At 65.3% G+C, this 20,279-nt stretch carries 12 protein-coding genes; 8 read left to right on the forward strand and 4 right to left on the reverse strand.

Features of this window, described 5'->3' with window-relative positions:
- The first annotated feature begins 6 nt into the window (after positions 1-6).
- Together DKW65_RS05335 and DKW65_RS05340 are read left to right on the forward strand one after the other, a co-directional pair.
- On the forward strand, positions 7-7,173 hold the full coding sequence (locus DKW65_RS05335; protein ID WP_111656285.1) for a CHAT domain-containing protein: 7,167 nt from the start codon (positions 7-9) through the stop codon (positions 7,171-7,173).
- A gap of 133 nt (positions 7,174-7,306) precedes the next feature.
- Positions 7,307-7,813, forward strand: coding sequence for a porin family protein (locus tag DKW65_RS05340; protein ID WP_162925725.1), 507 nt, complete (start codon positions 7,307-7,309; stop codon positions 7,811-7,813).
- Between the two features lie 71 nt (positions 7,814-7,884).
- Here the strand turns inward: DKW65_RS05340 and DKW65_RS05345 are convergent, their stop codons facing one another.
- Positions 7,885-10,344: an acyl-CoA dehydrogenase gene (locus tag DKW65_RS05345; RefSeq protein WP_111656287.1), complete on the reverse strand. Its 2,460-nt coding sequence runs from the start codon at positions 10,342-10,344 to the stop codon at positions 7,885-7,887.
- Between the two features lie 139 nt (positions 10,345-10,483).
- Here DKW65_RS05345 and trxA point away from each other — a divergent pair, with 139 nt between their 5' ends.
- From trxA to DKW65_RS05360, 3 genes are all read left to right on the forward strand, one after another.
- Complete coding sequence (trxA, locus tag DKW65_RS05350; protein WP_111656288.1) at positions 10,484-11,365, forward strand: thioredoxin; 882 nt, start codon at positions 10,484-10,486, stop codon at positions 11,363-11,365.
- A gap of 155 nt (positions 11,366-11,520) precedes the next feature.
- Positions 11,521-11,904 carry an SCP2 sterol-binding domain-containing protein gene (locus tag DKW65_RS05355; protein WP_111656289.1) on the forward strand — a complete coding sequence of 128 codons (384 nt, stop codon included), beginning with the start codon at positions 11,521-11,523 and terminating at the stop codon, positions 11,902-11,904.
- A gap of 150 nt (positions 11,905-12,054) precedes the next feature.
- Entirely contained in the window at positions 12,055-14,208 is a 2,154-nt protein-coding gene (locus tag DKW65_RS05360; protein ID WP_245932398.1) for an acetyl-CoA hydrolase/transferase C-terminal domain-containing protein, read from the forward strand.
- A 30-nt stretch (positions 14,209-14,238) separates the two neighbouring features.
- Here the strand turns inward: DKW65_RS05360 and DKW65_RS05365 are convergent, their stop codons facing one another.
- Both DKW65_RS05365 and DKW65_RS05370 read right to left on the reverse strand, forming a co-directional pair.
- Positions 14,239-14,745: a DUF4282 domain-containing protein gene (locus DKW65_RS05365; RefSeq protein ID WP_111656290.1), complete on the reverse strand. Its 507-nt coding sequence runs from the start codon at positions 14,743-14,745 to the stop codon at positions 14,239-14,241.
- Positions 14,739-15,785, reverse strand: a complete 1,047-nt coding sequence (locus DKW65_RS05370) for a DUF2804 domain-containing protein (RefSeq protein WP_111656291.1) — start codon at positions 15,783-15,785, stop codon at positions 14,739-14,741. The genes DKW65_RS05365 and DKW65_RS05370 overlap by 7 nt, the downstream gene beginning before the upstream one ends.
- Before the next feature lie 271 nt (positions 15,786-16,056).
- Here DKW65_RS05370 and DKW65_RS05375 point away from each other — a divergent pair, with 271 nt between their 5' ends.
- Positions 16,057-17,658, forward strand: coding sequence for a GMC family oxidoreductase (locus DKW65_RS05375; RefSeq protein WP_111656292.1), 1,602 nt, complete (start codon positions 16,057-16,059; stop codon positions 17,656-17,658).
- A gap of 430 nt (positions 17,659-18,088) precedes the next feature.
- Here the strand turns inward: DKW65_RS05375 and DKW65_RS05380 are convergent, their stop codons facing one another.
- Positions 18,089-18,784, reverse strand: coding sequence for a hypothetical protein (locus DKW65_RS05380; protein WP_111656293.1), 696 nt, complete (start codon positions 18,782-18,784; stop codon positions 18,089-18,091).
- 214 nt (positions 18,785-18,998) lie between these two features.
- Here DKW65_RS05380 and DKW65_RS05385 point away from each other — a divergent pair, with 214 nt between their 5' ends.
- A complete protein-coding gene (locus DKW65_RS05385) occupies positions 18,999-19,478 on the forward strand; it encodes a type III secretion system chaperone family protein (RefSeq protein ID WP_111656294.1) in 480 nt (159 codons plus the stop codon).
- Positions 19,479-19,491: 13 nt separating this feature from the next.
- Positions 19,492-20,151: a 2OG-Fe(II) oxygenase gene (locus DKW65_RS05390; RefSeq protein ID WP_111656295.1), complete on the forward strand. Its 660-nt coding sequence runs from the start codon at positions 19,492-19,494 to the stop codon at positions 20,149-20,151.
- Positions 20,152-20,279 lie beyond the last annotated feature (128 nt).

Genomic DNA, 20,279 nt, shown 5'->3' on the forward strand with positions numbered 1-20,279 from the left:
GGGCAAATGAACGGGGTGAACAGGTTCGTGGTCGGGTTGGCGTTGCTGGCTGGCATGAGTACGGCAGCGCTGGCCGGGGAAGTCGATACTGCGTCCGCATTGCTGTTCCGTGCCTGGGATCAGGATGATGAGGCGCAGGCCCGTGTGTTGCTCGATCGTGGCGCGCGGGCGGATGCCGACAATGTGCATGGCCGCAGCGTCTATCACCTGCTGTTGGCGGCCGGGGAAGATGAGCGCCTGCTTGATTGGCTGGCACGCAGTGGCCAGGCCGATGTGCTGGATGCACACGGTCATACCCTGCTGCACACCGCGTTGGCGGCGGAGGCCTGGTCGTTGGTGCCGCGCCTGCTGGAGCAGGGTGTGCCGATGGACGCCGGTGCCCTGATTGATCGCGCGCCGGTAAAGGACGTTATCACTCTGCTGCCCACGGCAGATCTGTTGCCAGCGGATGCACTGCACCGTGCAGCTGCGCGTGGCGACGCTACGCTGGTCAGCCATCTGCTGGCCCTGGGTACAGACCCCTTTGCTGAAGACGCCGCCGGTTACTGGCCTGCCTGGCATGCCATTCTGTATGGCCACGATGCGGCCCTGCAGGCGTTGGTGGCGGCCATGCCTGCACCCGGCTTTGCACAGGCCAGGGACGGTGCGGTGCACCTGGATATGGGTGCGCCGCGTGTGCGCTGGTGGAGTCTGCTGTTGTGGGCCGGGCGGCATGAGGCGCTGCTGGATGATCTGCGCGGCCATCTGGCTGAAGACACGGTGCACCCGCTGGCGGCCTATACCTGGGCGCGCACGCATTTTTTGCGCGGCACGCTGGCGGCGGCGCTGGAGGATGATCGGGTGCCGGAGCAGCCCCGGCGGCTTGCTCGTTTGGAGCAGGCCTACCGCGACGGTGATACGCGCGCGGTACTCGACATGATGCCGCCCGGCAGTGACGCGCTGGCGCAGTCGGACCCCTTTACGCTGGATGCCCTGATGCGCAGCGCGCTGCAGCAGGGCGATGACGCGGCCCTGTGGCACTACACCGCCGCGGCCTTGCAGCGCTGGCCGGACAGCTGGCAAATGCTCTGGTCTCTGGAGGATCGCCTGCTTCAGGCGCCGGCATGGCGAGACCGGGTGGTGGCGCTGGCAGCGGATAACGCCCTGGCTGGCACCCCCATGGCCCAGGGGTTGGACCGGCGCCTGAACGGGGCCGCCTGGGAAAGCGAAGACACCCTGCAGGCCGCCCGCGACTGGCTGCAACAGGCGCCCAATGATGTGCGCGCGCTGCACGCTGCGGGCAGTCTGTTACTGACCGCCGGACATGAACAGCAGGCCGCAGACCCGCTGGCGCGAGCGGTGCTGCTTTATCCGTTTTTCAGCAATCGCGACAGTCTGCCTCGGGTGTTTGTGGACGACCGGGAGCGGGTGGCACGGGTGACCGCATTGATGGCCCGCTGGTACCAGCACCCGGACGACAGCGCGGTGCTGATCGCGCTGCGCGCGCATCGCTATCACGCGGATGCCTGCCGGGCCGGGGGCGACCACGGCTGCGCCATGGCCCAGTTGGCGCAGCTCCAGAATGTGCTCGACGCCCAGCGTGATGCCCTGGTGGCGAGCCCCGGCGGGGCCGCAGAAATGCGCCTTGCCTATGGCGCGCTCAGTCGCGAGGCCGCGCGGCGTCACGACACGGCGCACAGCCGCGAGCTGGCCCGCGAGGCCTTTGCGCTCTCCGATGGCGGCCCGGCAGCGCGCGCTACCCTGGCTCGGGCGCTGGACCCGGCGGTGCAGCCCGCTGCGGTTCGCGCCCTGCTGGACGAGGTGGCTGAGGCGGTGCGGCTGGAACACCGTGAGCTGGCCGAGCTGTGGCTTGAGGTGTTGCTGGCGGAACAGGCGCCAGCAGCACAAGGCTGGCTGACCCAACTGCGCCAGCGCTATCCGGACGATGTGGCGCTGCAACGCCGTGAAGCCACGCTCGCGATCCAGCGCGGTGACCGCAGCGCCACGGCGCCCGCCATGTTGCGCCTGCATCGGCGCCGTCAGTTGACCGATACCCTGTTGCAGGCCTGGCTCGACAGCAGCGACGGGGCTGCGGCCCGTGATGCCCTGCGCGGTTACCTGATCGATACGCCGACACAGTCGTTCTACTGGCGGCAGGGGGCGGCCATCTTTGGCGATCAGGTACTGACCCAGGCGCAGCAGGCTTTCCCGCACCAGGTGTGGCCCTGGGCAGATCAGTTCGAGGCGCTGATGAATGCCGGTGATCTGGAGGCTGCCCGGACCTTGCTGGATAACACCAAGACGCCGGTGCTGAGCCATGCCGATCTGAGCCCGTCGACGCACAAGTCATGGCACGACAACCATTACTGGTGGCTGGCCGAAACCGTGCGCCGGGGGCGTGCCGACCCGGATCAACTGCGCGAGGGGCTGGCCGGGCTGGATCTTTATCTGCAGGCGGGCTGGTGGCGCGGTACCTGGAACCATTACCGGGATATCCTGCTGGAAGGCCTGGGCGACAACGACGCCCGCGCCCACAACCTGCGGGACTGGGCCGGCTGGCAACGGGACAGCACCGATATCCTCTGGCGTCTGGTGCGCCTGGGCGACACCCGGCATGACGCCGCCTTGTATGGCGGCCGCATGGTGGCGCGTCAGCCGGACAACAACAGCGCCTGGCGCGAGCATGTGCAGTCGCTGATCTACTGGCTGGGGCGGCCGGTGTTCGGTCTTTATCGTGCCGAGCAGGCCCGCGCGCTGGGGCATGATATTCCTGACGACTTTGTTGCCCGTGCCCGCGCCCAGGTGGGCGACAACCTGTCCGATTTTCTCGGTTACCGGCATAACACCGCCGTGTCACCGTCGCAGCGTTACGTGGACTGGTTCAATAGCGCGCGCCGCAACGCGCTCTCCGGGGATGCCCGGCGTGTTTATACGCGCTTTGATGGCGACATACCGGCAGTGGAAATCCTGCTGCCCAACGGCGAAGTCCAGACCCAGCAGGTCGATCCCCGCCATGGCATGGTGATTCGTGCCACCCACGGTTCGGCCACGGCGGAAGCGGATTACGATGCGCTCGGGCAGTTGCTGGCTGTTCGGCTGGGTGGCGTCGAAACCCTGCGCCTGGAATACAACAGCGCGCGTCAGATCGTGGCGGCGAAAACCGGGGAACAACAGCTGGCCATCGCTTACAACGATGCGGGCAAGCCTGCGCGCATTCATGTGCGCGGCCTGGGCGAGATCAGTGTGGAATATGACGAGCAGGGCGACATCCTGCGAGTCGTCTCCGATGCGGGCCAGGCCATGGCCTTGCAGGTGACGCAAATATTCCAGCAACTGCTGGCCAGTGTGCGCACGGTGAGTCGGTTCAGCGATCCGCGCGAACTGCGTGTGCTGGCGGAGGACGATCCTGTGCCCGGGCGCTGGCGCGCTTACGTGTATGCCCAGGCTCCGGGTAGCCTGGCGCAGCAGGCCGCGCGCCTGGCCGAGGCCGGGTATCTGGCCGGGGCGCGCACCCGGCGCAGCGAGTACGGTGAGCAGGCGGCGCAACGGCTGCTGCAGCTGTTCGACGACACGGCGCACCATGACGCCCCCGCTGACCGCGCCACCGCGTTGCTGGCGGTGCAGGCCTGGGCGCAGTTGCACCAGAGCATGCGCCCGCGTGGCCTCAATGATGACGAGTATGCCACCTGGTCGCAGATGCGCCTGTGGCTGGCGAACACACCGCACCTGCCTGCGCAGCGCCGTGCGGCCTTGCGTGATACGCCACTGGCGCGGCTGGAGGATCGTCACGCGCTGCAACGCACGGCGCTGGCCAATGATGGCTACTGGCACCGCTACAGTCGCCGGGAGATTCACGGCAACCGCCACGAGGCCCCGCGCCATCAGGCGCTGCTGGTGCGTGACAACGGCGAAGTGCTGCTGGGCACCAGCCATGGCCTGTTTGTGCTGCGCCAGGGCTACTGGCAGCGTTACGGCTACGATGCCGCGAGTGACCGCCTGGTGCGTGGCAGCGATGCGCTGGATCCCGCGCCAGAGCGGGATATCCTGGCGCTGGCGGAGACGCCCGAGGGCCTGTGGCTTGGCACGGCATCAGGGCTGATGCTGTGGCACGCGGACGGCCGGGTGCAGCACTGGCGCAGCACCCGGGACGGCTTGCCGTCGCCCCGTGTCACCGCCCTGCTGGCTGCTGACGACGGCAGCCTCTGGGTGGGGACTGCCGCCGGGCTCACGCTCTGGGCCGAGGGGCGCCTGGCGGTGCCCGCCTCGGCACCTACTCGGCCCGTTCACCATCTGGTATGGCATGGCGGGCAGCCGGTGGTGAACACCGACACCGGGCTGCGGGTGCTGACGGCGGCGGGGGGCTGGGCCGCTGTGCCGGGCGCCCCGGGCAGGGCCGTGGAGGCCGTGCTGGCCGACCCGGCCCGGGGCCGTCTGTTGTGGCTGGATGCCGACGGTCTGCATGCCCAGGCGGGTGAGGCGCGTGCCCAACGCCTTCTGCCCCGGGACGATATTCCCCACAGTCGCCGTATCCATGGGCTGACCTTGTGGCCCCTTCCCCTGGCGGCGCAGACGACGGGCGAGGTGCACCCGGTGATCCTGACCGACACCGGGCTGGCGCTGCTGCGTAACCATTATCTGGAAACCCTGCCGTTGCCGCTGGCAGGCCAGCGCGGTGGCCGGGTGCTCGGCCCGCAGCAGGCCGCAGGGAATGGCCGCGACATCTGGCTGGTAGCCGCCGACGGTGTCTACGGCTGGCAGGCCGGGCAGGTCAGCCACCATGCCCTGGGCGTGGTGCGTGACATGACCACCGACCCTGACGGCGCGATGGCCTGGATTGCTGCCGACAGCGGCATTCATCTGCTTACCGAGCAAGCGGGTGTGCCGCACCTGAGCCGCTTCTCCCGCGACCGGGCCCAGGTGGTACGCAGTGACGGGGCAGGCGGGCTCTACACCCATGATGACTGGGATATCCTGCATTACCCGGCGGGCGCCACGCGCCCGCATATCCTGTTTTCCGCTGAGGGCGGCCATGCCCGCGCGCACTGGAATGGCCCGGTGCGTGACATGCTGGCGGCCAGCGACGGCAGCCTCTGGGTGGTCTCGGGGGCCACGCTGTTCCGGTGGCAGCAGGACACGCTGACGCGCTTCGATTATCTGGATGACCCCGAGCGCTTTCCGTCGCGCAGCCTCATGCTGTTCCGTGTTTACGAGACGCTGGACGGCGAGATTCATGTGGTCGCCTCCAACGAAGGGCATCTGGCTGAAGCGGGGGTGTACCTGCGCGGCGGGCTGCTGCGTCTGGAGGGGGATCGCTTCGTCAATCTGGGCCAGCCGCCGCACTGGTTCGTCAAGGCCTACACGCCAGTCAGCGAGCGGTTGGCGATTCTTGGCACCGCAGGCGCCTTTGTGCGCGAGCGGTGGGGCAGCCATGGCAGTGATCGAGACAGCTATGTGCGCCTTGAAGACCCGGGCTACCTGGCCATGGGCGAGCGCGCCAGCATGCTGTTTCTCGGCGGGCGCGGGGCGCGGCTGGGCCACAGCGACACCTGGCTGTTCCCCAGTGCGGGGGGCGTGACCGCCTGGCAGGACGGCGAATGGTTCTACCCCGACCGACTCAACCAGTTGCTGCCCGACGATCAGGCGCTGGGGCAATATGGCGCCCGCACCGTGCATGCTGTGGCGGTGGTGGGCGAGGGCCTGGTCCTGGCTGGCACCGACCTCGGGTTGCTGGTCTATCCTGCGGGCAGTGCGGCGGGGTTGCTCAGCGATCATCAGCGCGGTGCCCGGGCTTTTGTCAGCCAGCAACAGTCACAGCAGCAGGCGGTGGCCGACACCTTTCTGGAGGCGCTGGCCGGTCAGCGTCACGCTCAGCGCCACCCGGCGGCCCGGCAGGTGAACGCCATTCGTCGTCTGGGGCAGGACATCGATCAACTGGACGCGGCGCTGATTACCCCGTTGTTGCCCGCCCGCTCAGGGCAAGCCGACGGACCCGCTGTGGATCACGAGGCGCTGCGCCGTGAACTGCGTGAACGGGAACGCCAGCGCGAGCAACTGCTGGCCGAGCTGGAACGGGAACACCGTGGTCTGTTCCAGATGCTGCGCCTGGACCCCCGTGAGGCCAGCGTGCTCGGCAGCGATCTGGCGCCGGGGCAGGTGCTGGTGCAGTACCTGCCGACCCCGGATCGTCTGCTGATCCATGTGGTCAGTCGTGACGGTGCCGTGTTGCGGGAGGTGCAGGTGCCCGCCGATCAACTGACGCAACGCAGCCTGCGTGTGGCAGCGGGATTGCGCGACGCGGTGTACCGTCTGCCGGGGGAAGTCCAGCCGCTGCGCTCCCTGGCGCATCGGCGCACCCGGAGCGTTGCTGACCCGGCCATGGCCGATGCGCTGTTGCAGGAGGACCTGGCCTGGCTTTACGAGCAGCTGCTGCGGCCGGTGGAGCAGGAGCTGGCGGAGGCGTCGCAGGTCTTTGTCACCCCGGTGGGGGCACTGACCTATCTGCCTTTCCCGGCGCTGCGCCGGGTGCAGCCTGATGGTCGGGGGGAGTATGCCGTGCAGCGTTTCAATCTGGGTGTGCTGCCCTCGCTGTACCATCTGAATCTGGTGCTGCGCGAAGACCGCTCTGCCAGTCAGGCGGCGTTGTTTATCGCCGACCCGGACGGCAGCCTGCCGGGTGCCCGGGCAGAAGTGGAGGCGGTGTCGGCGCTGCTGCCGGGCCGTGTGCTGCGCGGTAACGAGGCCCTGCCTGCCGCCCTGGATGAGGCCGCCCGGGGCGCCCGCATCCTGCATTTCGCCACCCACGGTGTACTCGATCCGCAGGCGCCGGCAGAGAGCTATCTGGTCATGGGCCATGGCGAGCGCCTGACCACGATCGACATCTCCCTGCTGGACCTGACCGACACCGATCTGGTGGTGCTGTCGGCCTGTGAGTCCGGGGTCGGCATCAATGGGCTGGAGTACGCCACCCTGGCGCGGGCCTTTGCCCATGCCCGGGTGCCCTCGGTCATCGCCTCATACTGGCAGGTCAGTGATACGGCCACACGGGCCCTGATGGAGCGGCTGTACCCGCGCCTGCGGGATCAGGGGGATGTCTACACGGCGCTGGCGGCTGCCCAGCGCGACATGCTGGCGGCGGGCGAGGGCCACGCGCACCCCGCCGCCTGGTCCGGCTTCGCGGCCTTTGGCCGTCCATGACCTTGTCACATAACAACATGACCTGAGCGTTGAGCGTGGTCGTGCGCGGCCCGCGATGTGAGGTATGCTCAAGGGGATCGCTTGGAGTAAGCGATCCCTTGCTCCTGAGGAGCCCGACACACGGAGAGCGACCATGAAAAAAATACTATACGGTCTGATGATCGGCAGCGCCTGTACCGTGGCCGCTGCAGACATGAGCGACATTACCCCCTACGGTGGGCTGCAATACGCCTGGACCGACTTCAAACGCGGCGACATCAATACATCACTCGACAGCATGGTGGTACGCGGTGGCGCCCGTTTCGGGCAGGTGCTGGGTGCCGAGGCGCGCCTCAGTACCGGCATCGGCAGTGGCAGTCATCTGGGTGAGAAGGTCAAGAATCGCTACAACTATGGCGCCTATGGCCTCGTCAATCTGCCCACCGGTGAGGCCTATACGCCGTACGCGTTGGCCGGGTACACCTACGCGCGCACGGAGATCGGCGACAGCCGTCAGCGCGATGATGGGCTGTCCTACGGGGCAGGGGTCGACTGGGCGCTGGATGACATCATGAGCGTGAACGTTGAAGTGCTGCGGTCTGTGCGCAACGACTTCACCAAACAGACGGTGGTGGGGCTGGGCATCGCTTACCGCTTCTGACGTTCAGTAAAACGCTGCGCTTCCCTGCCTGAGCAGCGAAGCGCAGCGTGCAGACCGAACGGCGTGCCGTATCAGGCCGCTTCCTCATCACGTCCTACTGCCGCCCGGCGGAAGAACTCCGGTTCGAAGGCATCCGTCAGCAGGCAGTCATAGCGCATCTCGTCGTACTCGCGCAGCGGCGTGATGTCCGCTTCGCCAATAATGCCCTGTGCGGCGGCCGAGGCGACCTGATCGGCAAAGGTCTCACCGGCCAGTTGCCCCTTGCTGGCGGCACGCAGCACCTTCTGCCAGGCATCATCCACTTCCAGCAGCTTGCGGTAGGTGGTTTCCACCCGACCCATGGCATCTTCCCGTTCCAGGGAGATATAGGTGTAGCTGCCCAGGCCCTCGCGCACGCTGGTGGGCTCCATGATCAAGTCGCCCAACTCCCGGATCAGATCATCCGAGGGTGCCTGCACGGCCCGGCCACCGGGGAAGGCGATGACCTGGATCAGGCGAGCGACCGCGCGCGCCGGGAAGTTGCGATAGAACTCGAACAGCGCTTCCTGGGCCTTGTAGAAGGCACGCGTCAGGGCATATTCCGCGTGCGCATCCTGCGCCCGGTCAGACGGCTGTGTGCCGTGGTACTTGATGATGCTGGAGGCCAGCATCAACTGGCTGTGGCAGTCACCCAGCCGCGCCGAGAGCAGTTCGCGGCGCTTCAGGTCGCCGCCGAGAATGGCCAGCGTGACATCGGCGGTGACCGACAGGATGGCGCTGAAGCGGTTCAGTTGCTGGTACCAGCGACGGTTGAAGTCGGTGGCGTTGTCGGGCACGGCCGAGAAGCGCGCCCCGGTCAGGCCGAGCAGCGCCATGCGTACCCCGCGGCTGAGGGTGTAACCCGCATGCTTCATGAACAGCGGATCAAACTGTTGCAGGGCCTTGTCCTTGTCCTCATGGGTCAGGGTCTGCACCTCGTCATACAGATACGGGTGGCAGCGCATGGCGCCCTGACCAAAGATCATCAGTGACCGGGTCAGGATGTTGGCCCCTTCCACCGTGATGGCAATCGGAATCGACTGGTAGGGCAGGGCCATGAAGTTGCGCGGCCCCAGCTGGATGGCACGGCCACCGCCCACATCCATGCCGTGATTGATCAGGGTGCGCATCATTTCGGTCGCATGGTATTTCGCCATCGACGTCATGACGGCGGGAATGCCGTCTTCCAGCCCCTTGGTCACCAGATGACGCTGCGATTCCAGGGTATAGGCCAGCGCGGCGATCTCGGCGGTGGCCTCCTGCACGCCCTCGAACTTGCCGACCTCGATATTGAACTGGCGGCGAATCCGGGCAAAGGCACCGACCATGCGGTATCCCACCTCGCCGCTGGCCGTGGCCAGCGCGGGCAGGGAAATGCCGCGCCCGGCGCCCAGGCACTCGATCAGCATGCGCCAGCCCTTGCCGGCCATGTCCTGACCGCCAATGATCCAGTCCAGCGGAATGAACACGTCCTTGCCCATGATCGGCCCGTTCATGAACGGCGAACCGGGGTAATGACGGCGCCCGATCTCGACACCGGGGTGATCGGCGGGGATCAGCGCGCAGGTAATGCCGTATTCGTTCTTGTCCGCATCACCGAGCAAACCGTCGGGGTCATACAGCTTGAACGCCAGCCCGACGACGGTGGCGACCGGCGCCAGCGTGATCCAGCGTTTGGAAAAATTGAGTCGCAGACCGATGACCTCTTGCCCTTCGTGCTGGCCCTTGCAGACAACGCCCGAATCCGGAATCGACCCGGCATCGGAACCGGCCTCCGGCCCGGTCAGGCCGAAGCAGGGCAGCTCTGTCCCGTCGGCCAGCCCTGGCAGCCAGCGCTGCTTCTGCTCATCGGTGCCGTATTTCATCAGCAACTCACCCGGGCCGAGGGAGTTGGGCACCATGGCGGTGACGGCGGTGGTAATCGAGCGGGTGGCAATCTTGCTCATCACCCGGCTTTGCGCGTAGGGGCTGAACTCCAGACCGCCGTATTCTTTCGGGATGATCAGACTGAAAAAGCGCTTGTCGCGCAGGTATTGCCAGACCGGCTCGGGCAGATCCTTCAGTTCATGATGGATTTCCCATTCGTCCAGCATGCCGCAGAGTTCTTCGACTTCGTTGTCGATAAACGCCTGTTCTTCATCCGTCAGTCGAGGCGCCTGAATGTCGGAGAACATCTTCCAGTCCGGCTTGCCGCAGAACAGTTCTTTCTCCCACCAGGTGGAGCCGGCTTCCATGGCTTCCTGCTCGGTGGAACTCAACGGCGGCATGACCTTGGCCAACGCCGCAAACACCGGCTTGGTAATCACCAGTTGCCGCAGGGGTGTGATATTGAGTAATGCGAGTACCAGCAGGAAGGGAATGACGGCCAGCGGATGAATAATGGCAGGGCTGACAAAGCCCAGGGCAAACCAGGCGACAGCCATGGCGATGGAGCCGGTGCGCAGCGATACCTCGCGATACAGCAGCGCAGCCAGCAGGGCGAGCAGAATCAGTACCGAGACGAGCAGACTCATGGCGGACTCCTGAACTGTGTGAACCATCATGGTAGCGCACTGTTACGCGCTGTGTATGAAAATGCCGTAAAAGCTGCCCCTGCTGTGCTGGCTGGCGTGATGTCGTACAATCGCCGCCATTGTTGAAAGGAGAAAGACTGTGCAGTCACCGCAAACCGAGAACTGGATTGTCGATATCACCGAACACAACCTGACCGAGGTGCTGGAACGCTCCCGCCAGGTGCCGGTGATCGTCGACTTCTGGGCCGACTGGTGCCAGCCCTGCAAGCAGATGGCGCCGATCCTGGAAAAGCTGGTGCGCGAATACCAGGGCGCCGTGATCCTGGCGAAAGTGAACGCCGACGAACAGCAGATCATCGCCGGGCAGTTTGGCGTGCGCAGCCTGCCCACACTGAAGCTGGTGTTTCAGGGGCAACTGGTGGCCGAACTCTCCGGCCTGCAGACCGAGGCCGCTCTGCGCGAGTGGCTGGCACCGGTGCTGGGCGGCGAAGAAGACGAAGCGGCCCAGCAGGAGGCCTTTGTCGAACGCGTTCGCGAAGCCATTGCCGCTGGCCATGGCCAGCAGGCGGAACAGGCCCTGCGCCAGGCCCTGGGCCAGCAACCCGAGCTGCACGCCTTGCGCGCCCTGCTGGTGGAATACCTGCTGGGTGAGGGCCGTGTCGACGAAGCCCAGTCCACCCTCGCCGAGATGGCCGAAGACGTGGAACCCCTGCGCCCGTTTCGCGCCCGCTTTGCCCTGCTGGAGGAGTTCGGCGACAACGCCCCCATCAGCCTGGGCGAGCTGGCCCAGCGCATCGCCACCGCGCCCACCCCGGAAGATCTGTATACCTACGGCCTGCAGGCCGCCGCCGCCGGGCAGTTCCGCGACGGCCTGGAAGCGCTGCTGACCTTGCTGCGCGACCACGGCAGCTACCGCGATGGCGTCGCCCGGCAAGCCCTGCTGCGGGTCTTCGAATGCCTGCCGAAGGGCGATCCGCTGGCCAGTGAATACCGCCGCAGAATGTTCAATTACCTCTATTGACCTTGGGCCCGACGGGGCGGCTTTGCGGCTATTGCCACTCCCCGGGGGATTCTATAAGGTACAGGAACGTTTCGAACGAGCGTTTGAAAGGGCGCTCGGAAATCCGGATACAGGCTGGGTGTCGAAGCTCCCACATATTTCGAGGAGAACAGGTAATGAGCGTCGAATTTCTGTCTGACGAATGGTTTGCCAAGGTTGACGAGCTGCGCGCGGAAGCGGGCGAGATTGAAGCCCCGGCGGCCCTGGCTGATCTGGTCATCAACATCACCATCAGCGGTGACAGCGAGCAGCACATGTCGCTGGTCGGCGGCATGATCGAGAAGGGTCACAAGGACGGCGCGCCGACCACCATGATCCTGCCGGCTGATCTGGCCAAGCGCATTTTCATCGAAGGCGACCAGTCTGCCGGTATGCAGGGCTTCATGAGCGGCCAGATCCGCATCGAAGGCGACATGAGCAAACTGATGGCACTGCAAACTGCCCAGCCGACCGCTTCCCAGGTCGAGCTGATGAAAAAGATCGCGGCCATTACTGCCTGATCTCTTTTCATCCCGAAAAAAGGCTCCCTTGTGGAGCCTTTTTTTTGCGCAGGCTTTGCGGGCTTTTACAATGGCGCGCTTGCCCAGCCCTTGCCAAGATAGGGTCCATGCGGCAGTGTCGATAACATCGTCACAAGCAGGGAGCAGATCATGATGCGTGCCGGTCAACCGCTGGATGCCGTGGAGGCCGCTGTCGACGAGGTCATTCGTCGTGTCGGCAAGGATATTCGCCTCGGTATGCCCCTGGGGTTGGGCAAACCGAATCAGTTCGTCAATGCGTTATACCAGCGCGCCTGCAAGGACAGCAGCCTGCAGCTTACCCTCTACACCGCGCTGTCACTGGGCCGCCCCGTCGCAGGCAGCGACCTGGAAGCCCGGTTTCTGAAGCCGTTTGCCGAGCGCGTTTTTGGCGACTACGCTGATCTGGATTATCTCACCGATTTGCGCAAGAACCGTCTGCCGGCCAACGTTCGCGTCTGCGAGTTCTTTTTCCAGCCCGGCAGCCAACTGGGCAATGCCCACGCACAGCGCCATTACATCAGCAGCAACTACACCCACGTGGCCCGCGACCTGAATGCGGCGGGTGTCAATGTGGCCGCGCAGCTGGTGGCCCGCCGTGACGACCAGCCCGGCAAGCTCAGCCTGGCCTGCAACCCCGAGGTCACCCTCGATCTGATGCCGTTGCTGGAAGCGCGTCGTGCGGCAGGCGAGGTGATCGTTGCGGTGGCTCAGGTGCATGACGACTTGCCCTTCATGGGCGGCGACGCCGTGGTCGACAGCAGCACCTTCGACCTGGTGATCAACGACGCGAGCACGCACACCCGCCTGTTCAGTACCCCGAACATGCCGGTGACCCTGCAGGATCACCTGGTCGGCCTGCATGCCAGCACCCTGGTGCGTGATGGCGGGTTGTTGCAGATCGGCATCGGCGCCCTCGGCGATGCCCTGGTGCACCACGCCCTGATGCGCGAGCACGATAATGCCCGTTACCGCGATGTGACGCGCGCGTTTGGCAGCGAGCGTTTCGCTCGCCTGGTCGAGGCCGAGGGCGGGATGGACCGCTTTGCCGAGGGGCTGTACGGGTGCAGTGAGATGTTTACCCACGGCTTGATGTCGCTGGTGGATGGCGGTGTGATCCGGCGCCCGGTGTTTGCCGATGAGAATCTCCAGTTACTGCTGAACCAGGGCGCGCTGCGCCCTGAAGCCTCCCTTGAGAGCCTGGATGCCCTGATCGCGGCAGGGGTGATTGATGCCTGTCTGGAGGATGCCACCCTGGCGTGGCTGCAGCGTTTCGGGTTTGTGCCGCAGGCGCTGCAGTTGCAGGACGATGCCTTGCGTCTGGGCAGCCAGCAATGGGCCAACAACCTGCACGATGAGGAAACGCGCAAGGCGCTGGCCCCGCATCTGGGCAAGCCGTTGCGGGGCGGCACCATTATGCATGGCGGTTTTTTCCTGGGACCAGCGGCGTTCTACGAGCGGCTGCGCAGTTTGCCCGCCGAGCTGGCGGCAGCCATCAACATGACCCGCATCAGCTTTATCAATCAGTTGTACGGTGAAGAAGATCTGAAGCGTTTGCAGCGTCAGGATGCGCGCTTTGTGAACACCGCCTTTACCGCGACCCTGCTGGGGGCGGCGGTGTCGGACCAGCTTGATGATGGCCGTGTCCTGTCCGGGGTCGGGGGTCAGTACAACTTCGTGTGCCAGGCCCATGAACTTGAAGGCGCGCGCAGTATCCTGATGCTCCGCGCCTGGCGTGAGCGGGGCGGGGAGGCGGTCTCGAACATCGTCTTCAGCTATGCCCACAACACCATCCCGCGCCATCTGCGCGATATCTTCGTCACGGAATACGGTATCGCGGATCTGCGTGGCAAAACGGATGCCGAGGTGGTGGCGGCCATGGTCAATATCAGCGACAGCCGCTTCCAGAGCGACCTGCTGGCGCAGGCGGCCAAGGCGGGCAAGATCAGCGCGGATTATCGTGTGCCGGAGCCGTTCCGTTACAACACGCCTGAAAAGCTGGCGGAAAAGGCCGACGCCTTTGATCGCCAGAAGGTGTTTCCGTTATTCCCGCTGGGGGCCGATTTCGATGACACCGAGCGGGGGCTGGTCAAGGCGCTTGCCTGGCTCAAGGAAAAGGCGGGCAGCAAGGATTATCTGGAACTGGGCCGCCGGGCGATACAGCAGGACAGTGATGATGCCCGGCTGCGCCCCTATCTGGAGCGCATGGGCCTGTGGAAGGCGGGCAGTGTGCGGGAGCGCCTGCAGCGGCGGCTGGTCAGTGCCGCCCTGTCGCAGACGCTTTGAGAGGCGCAGAGGCTGTGAGGCCGACCTGCTTCAGCTGTCCTCGTCCTTGCGTCGTCGCGCGGCGTCCGGGACCCGGGCGCGGCTGCGCTGGGTGCCCGTGAGTGCTTTCCAGAACGGGATGCGCCGGGTCAGGGCCGCCATCTCGTCCACCGAGTCACTGATGCCGGACAAGCGGTCCACGGTATCGCGGATGCCCACCAGCTCGTCCACATGTTCGGAGATACGGAACACCACCATGTAGAATTCCAGCAGCGCCCGGAGCACCGAGGCCAGCACCAGAAACGTCAGCGGCGCGGCAAAAAACAGATAGAAGATACCGCGCCAGGTGGACTGGAAAAACGCCTCGAAACACAGGTACAAGAGACCAAAGCCGATGGCCACCAGGGCCAGACCGTACACCCCCGGTATCACCTGGATGATCATGTACTTGTCGAAACGGAAGTTGAACAGCTCCTTCCAGTATTGCACTATCCAGATCACGCCCAGACGGAATTTTTCGCGCAGGTTCTGAGGCTGAAAATCGCTTTTTTCTACCATTTGGCGTACTGCTCCTCGACAAACCCGTACAGGTTTCGAACGCTCAGGGTGCGGCCGTCGTGGAGCCTCAGCGTGCCCTCGAAGCGACCGAACAGTTGATTGAAGTTGCTCGCGAACAGACCCAGATTCATCCGCTCCCGATGATTCCCCAGCGGGGTAAAACGCAGGTCCACCTGGCCGTCGTTGCTGGTGACATGCCAGGGCGTCAGCAGATGGTCACGGTCGTACTCGAACACCGTGGTGTCGACCTTGATCAGAGCGCCGTCCAGCCACAGGCAGTTCTCCGTATGGCTGGTCTCGTTGACCCCGCAGGACAGGTTCAGGCCCAGATGCTGGCCATTCACCGTGCCGCTCAGGCAGGCCCAGTTCCAGAAGGTTTCCCGGCGCATGTAACCGGCCGAGAAGTCATGGTGCCCGCAGGCGCCCAGTGATGGCAGGTCCTGCACGGTGTCGTCGCTGCGCAGGCTGCCCTGCACCGGCACACCGGCGACCTTGTTGGCATAGACCCAGCCATTGACCCCGGTGCGGGTGCACAGCGACATGGGCCTGTAGTCGGCCTCCTCGACCATGCGCGCTTCCAGCGTCAGCCCGGGAATATCAACCTGCAGGGTCTTCACCAGGGTCTCGCCTTCACGGGCGTAACCCATGCGCAGGTCCACCTTGCCTTGCCGGAAACGGCTCTCACCGGACACAGGGGACGCGGACATCTGCAAGGCCCGACCCAGCGGCGACCGCCAGGTAAATTCCCGCAGACGCCCCGTGGCCGGTTCGAAGGTGTAGAAGAAAGCGATGCCGATATAGCCGGTATGGGCAAAGGCGCACCCCGCCAGCAGCGCGTCGCTGATGATGCCGAAATACTGGAACTGCTTGTAATGGAAGTGCCGCGCCCAGCGCGAGGCCGGAGCCCCCATGGGCGTACGGTGGTCACTGTCTCTGCCGTTGATGCGTGGCAGCGTACCGGGAAAAAGGCCGAAACGGACCTGCCCCTGATCGTCCACCAGCTGTGCGGGCAGGTCTTCCGGATGATGCGAATCTGGCATGGCGGGTTCCCTGGCCCGTGGCGGCGTACCGCGTCGCGAACGAAAAACGCCCGCTCAGGGTGGCCTGGTGGCACACCGTGACCGGGCGGTTCACTCACGTGAACATAGACAAAGCCCGCAGTGCAGGCAAGTTGCCATCATCGATTGTCCGACATCGGACGGTATACGTTTGTTGTGTCCATGTTGCCCGGGCTGGGCAAGGGCCAGAGCAGCCGCTAGATTGAAGTGGCTGCAACGTGCCAATGCGCGCAAACAACAAGATGAGGCCCGGATGACCGATTATCTGATCGTGGGCGGCGGCTCAGCCGGCGCCGTACTCGCCAATCGCCTGTCCACCAATCCCCGCAACCAGGTGATACTCCTGGAAGCCGGTCCGCGTGACTGGAACCCGTTTATCCACATGCCAGCCGGCGTCGGTGAACTGCTCAAACGCCGCTGGACCAACTGGTACTTCGATACCGCCCCGGAACCACACATGAACGAACGCCGCCTGTACTGGCCCCGCGGGCGCGTGCTGGGCGGCTCCAGTGCCATGAACGGCATGATCTATATTCGCGGCCACCGCAGTGATTACGACCGCTGGGCCAACCTGCCCGGCTGCGAAGGCTGGGATTACGACAGCGTACTGCCCTGGTTCCGCAAATCCGAGGGCTATGCTGGCCCCCTCAACGCCGACACCCACCAGTACCACGGCACCGAAGGCGAGCTTGGCGTGTCACCGCCCACCTCCGGCATGTCCCTGTTCGACGTCTTCCTCAACGCCTGCGACCAGGCCGGCCTGCCGCGCACCGACGACTTCAACGGCGCCCGGCAGGAGGGCGCCGGCTGGTACCAGGTGACCATCCGCGACGGCATCCGCCAGAGCACCGGCCGCTGCTTCCTGCCCCCGCCGGTGCGCGAACGCCCGAACCTGACCCTCATCACCGGCGCCCACGTCACGCAGCTGGTGCTGGACGGCAAACGCGTCACCGGCGTGCGCGCCCGTGTCGGTCGCCGCGAACGGGTATTCAGTGCCGATGAAGTGCTGCTCTGCGCCGGGGCCGTCCAGTCGCCCCAGGTCCTGATGCTGTCCGGCATCGGTGACCCCGAACGCCTCGCCGCCCACGGTATCCCGGTGCAACATGCCTTGCCTGGCGTCGGCAAGAACCTGCAGGACCACCTGGACGTCACCGTGCAGCACCACTGCACCCAGCCCATCACCCTGTTCGAGCAGACCCGCTTCAGCGCCCGCCTGCGCACCCTGTTCCAGTACCTGCGCACCCACACCGGCCTGGGCACCACCAACGGGCTGGAAGCCGGGGCGTTCCTGCGCACCCCCCTGGCGAGCGAGATCCCGGATGTACAGCTGCATTTCATCCCGGCTTTCATGCTCGACCACGCCCGCGAAATGGGCCCGGGCCACGGCTTCATGCTGCACGCCTGCCAGTTGCGCCCGCACAGCCGTGGCGAAATCGACCTGTGGTCCGCCGACCCCATGGCGGCCCCGAAAATTGCACCGCGCTACCTGAGTGACCCGCGCGATGTGGCCGTGATGGTGGAAGCGGTCAAACTGTGCCGCCAGATCTTTGCCCAGCCCGCCTTCGATGACTTCCGCGGCGAGGAACACCTTCCCGGCCCCGCCGTGCAGACCGACGACGAGATCGCCGAGTCCGTGCGCCGCCACGGCGAGACCATCTACCACCCGGTGGGCACCTGCAAGATGGGCGCCGCCAGCGACGACCTCGCCGTGGTGGACCAGCACTGCCGCGTCCACGGCCTCGACGGCCTGCACGTCATCGACGCCTCCGTCTTCCCCCTCCTGCCGGGCGGCAACACCAACGCCCCCACCATCATGGTGGCCGAGCGTATGGCGGCTCATCTTGAGGCTGGCTGACGGGTTTTTGGGGCCATTCTGTTGGGTTGGGTGGTTGTGGCCCTCGGGGGGCGGGTAAAGGGTTTCAGGACACGCCGTAAATACGTCCGTGTAGGCTTGCGTTCGGCATCCATGCCTCTCGACAGTCCTGAAACCCTTTACCCGCCCCCCGAGGGCCGTCACGCGCAGCCTGATCTTCAAGCTGGCAGGTGGCCGATGGTTTTGTTCCTCCTGCAGACTCTATAGCCACCAGGCTTGAAATCTCGCTCCGGCGTTGAGGCGGGGTGCGCCCTGTAGGGACATCTTTGGCCAGGGATGGCCAAAGAAAGAGCGCCCATGGACGGCTTGAGCGGTCCCGGAAGGGCGTACCCCGCCTCAACGCCTCTCTGCTGGAGGGTGACCCAGTGGGCTACGGCGAAACTTGCTTTGTCGAACGCAATGGAGGTGGCCCTCACGCCTCGGGCCGCAACACCATGGCCGCCATGTAGCGCGTGCTGAGTACGACTTGCTCGCCCTCCATATCGGCAAACACCCGCCGGATCACCCCATGCGTCGCCTTGCGCGTCGTCTCCATCGCCACATGCGCCATCTTCTTCATGATGGGCCCGAAACGCAGCAACCGCACCGGCTCCGCCAGATACCAGTGCAACGCAATATCCGTGATCTCGTGCAACGCCGCCGCCAACGTCGCCGCCGCCCTCACCGTGTCGCCACCCTCCGCCTGATCCCGCGCCCGCTCCAGCTGCCCGGCCAACGCCTCCGGTACCGGAAAAGCCACATACCAGCGCTCCTCACCCTCGCTGCCCGGCACCATGACACGCATCTGCTCCATGTAATCCGCCGCATCCTTGTGCTGCGGCAACGCCAGCTTGCGCGCCGCCCGCTTGACCACCATGCCCGTGGCCTTGCTGATGGTGTCCGCCGCCACCCGAATGACCCGCTGCATGCGCGGACTCAGGCCCACAAGCTCCGTCGGTTGCAGAAAGAACGCCGACAGCGATTCATCGACGAACACCTCCATGATGGTTTCCAGCGTGTCCGGCTCCGGCCGTGCGTCCGCACGGGCCATACGCCGGATATAGCCATCGGTGGTCTGGTGCAGGTGATCGCTGGAGCGGAATGCGATCTGTGGTTGTGGCTGGCTCATGCGGAGCGTCTCCAGATTGTTATTAGCGGGCAATCGTCGCAGAGTAGGGGGCCAGGACGTTGGCGCCAATGATCGTAACCGACGGTTTCGGCACAGTTCCGGTCAGGGGGTGACCGTAGCGCTTTTCTTCCCCGGCGGAATGCCGGATGATGCGGCCCCCGGAGAACGGGAAGCGCACCACAGGAAAGAGAGCCACAGGAATAAGGAGCCGCCCATGCAATCCCTGACCGTGCCCGACAGCGAACAGCTGCAGCGCTGGCTGCGCCAGGCGGATGTGCCCTTTTACCTGTGCAATGACTGCCATGGTCTGCACCTGAGCGAATTGCAGGAGCGAGAAGGCCTGATCGACGCCCGCCTGTTTGTGGAAGAGCAGGGTGTCATGTTCACCGCCGAGCTGGAAATCCGCCCCTCCAGCCTGCTGATGGTGCATGCGGACCTCAGCCGCCTGAACATGATGTTCCCGGGCCTCAAGCTGTTTCTCGATATCAACGATGACACCCTGCCGCGTCTGATCGCCTGCGACCTGCTGTTGTGCGGGCAGGGTATCAACGCCGACCAGTTCGTCCACTTTGTCCAGTTCAGCGTTCAGGAATGCGGCCAGTTGCTGGATGAGTGCAGCCAGGTGGGCTGCCTGCTGTGGCCCGGCGAGGACGACACCCCGTCCAGCGCCCCTGCAGGAAACGCCCTCCACTGAACCGATACCGCCAATGATCCCGGTCACCCCCGCCGACCCGCACGCCAGTCCGGTGGAACAGCTCGTGGCCGGCCTGGCCGGCAACGGCTACGCCGCGATCCCCGCTTTCCTGCCCCCGGTACTGGTGCGTGCCCTGCGCCGCGAAGCGCTGCTGCGCGACCGGCGCGGGGAGTTCGTCGAGGCCGCCATTGGTGGCCCGGGCGAGCGGCAGCGTGATGCCAGCATCCGTGGCGATCGCACCTGCTGGCTGAACGGGACGACGGGGCCACAGCAGCGACTGCTGTCGCTGCTGGAGGACCTGCGGGTGCAGATCAATCGCGAACTGTTTCTGGGGCTGTTCGATCTGGAAGCCCATTTCGCGCTCTATCCGCCAGGCGGTTTCTACCGCCGCCACCTGGATGCTTTCAAGGGCAACAATGCCCGGGTGGTGTCCATGGTCCTGTATCTGAATACCGGCTGGACGCCGGAAGACGGCGGCCAGCTGCGCCTCTGGCCAGACCCCGAGACACGCCTGCATGTTCTCGACGTGGCGCCGCGCGCCGGCACCCTGGTCTGTTTTCTCAGTGAACGCATTCCCCACGAAGTCTTGCCCGCCCGCCATGACCGCCTGAGCATCGCCTGCTGGTTCCGCCGCAACCAGCCGGACCTGCCGCTGGCTGTACTGGCCCCTTGAACTCTTGAAAAAAAACCGGCCGCCACCATCTTCCTCCCTGTGACCAGAACAGCCGGCTGAAATGTCACACGACAGCTTTGATGACACAGGTTTAATGACAAATGTTGCTTGCGCCATGGGTGCCTGAC

Origin of the sequence: Isoalcanivorax indicus (genome assembly GCF_003259185.1) — a bacterium.
In the GTDB taxonomy this organism is placed as follows: domain Bacteria; phylum Pseudomonadota; class Gammaproteobacteria; order Pseudomonadales; family Alcanivoracaceae; genus Isoalcanivorax; species Isoalcanivorax indicus.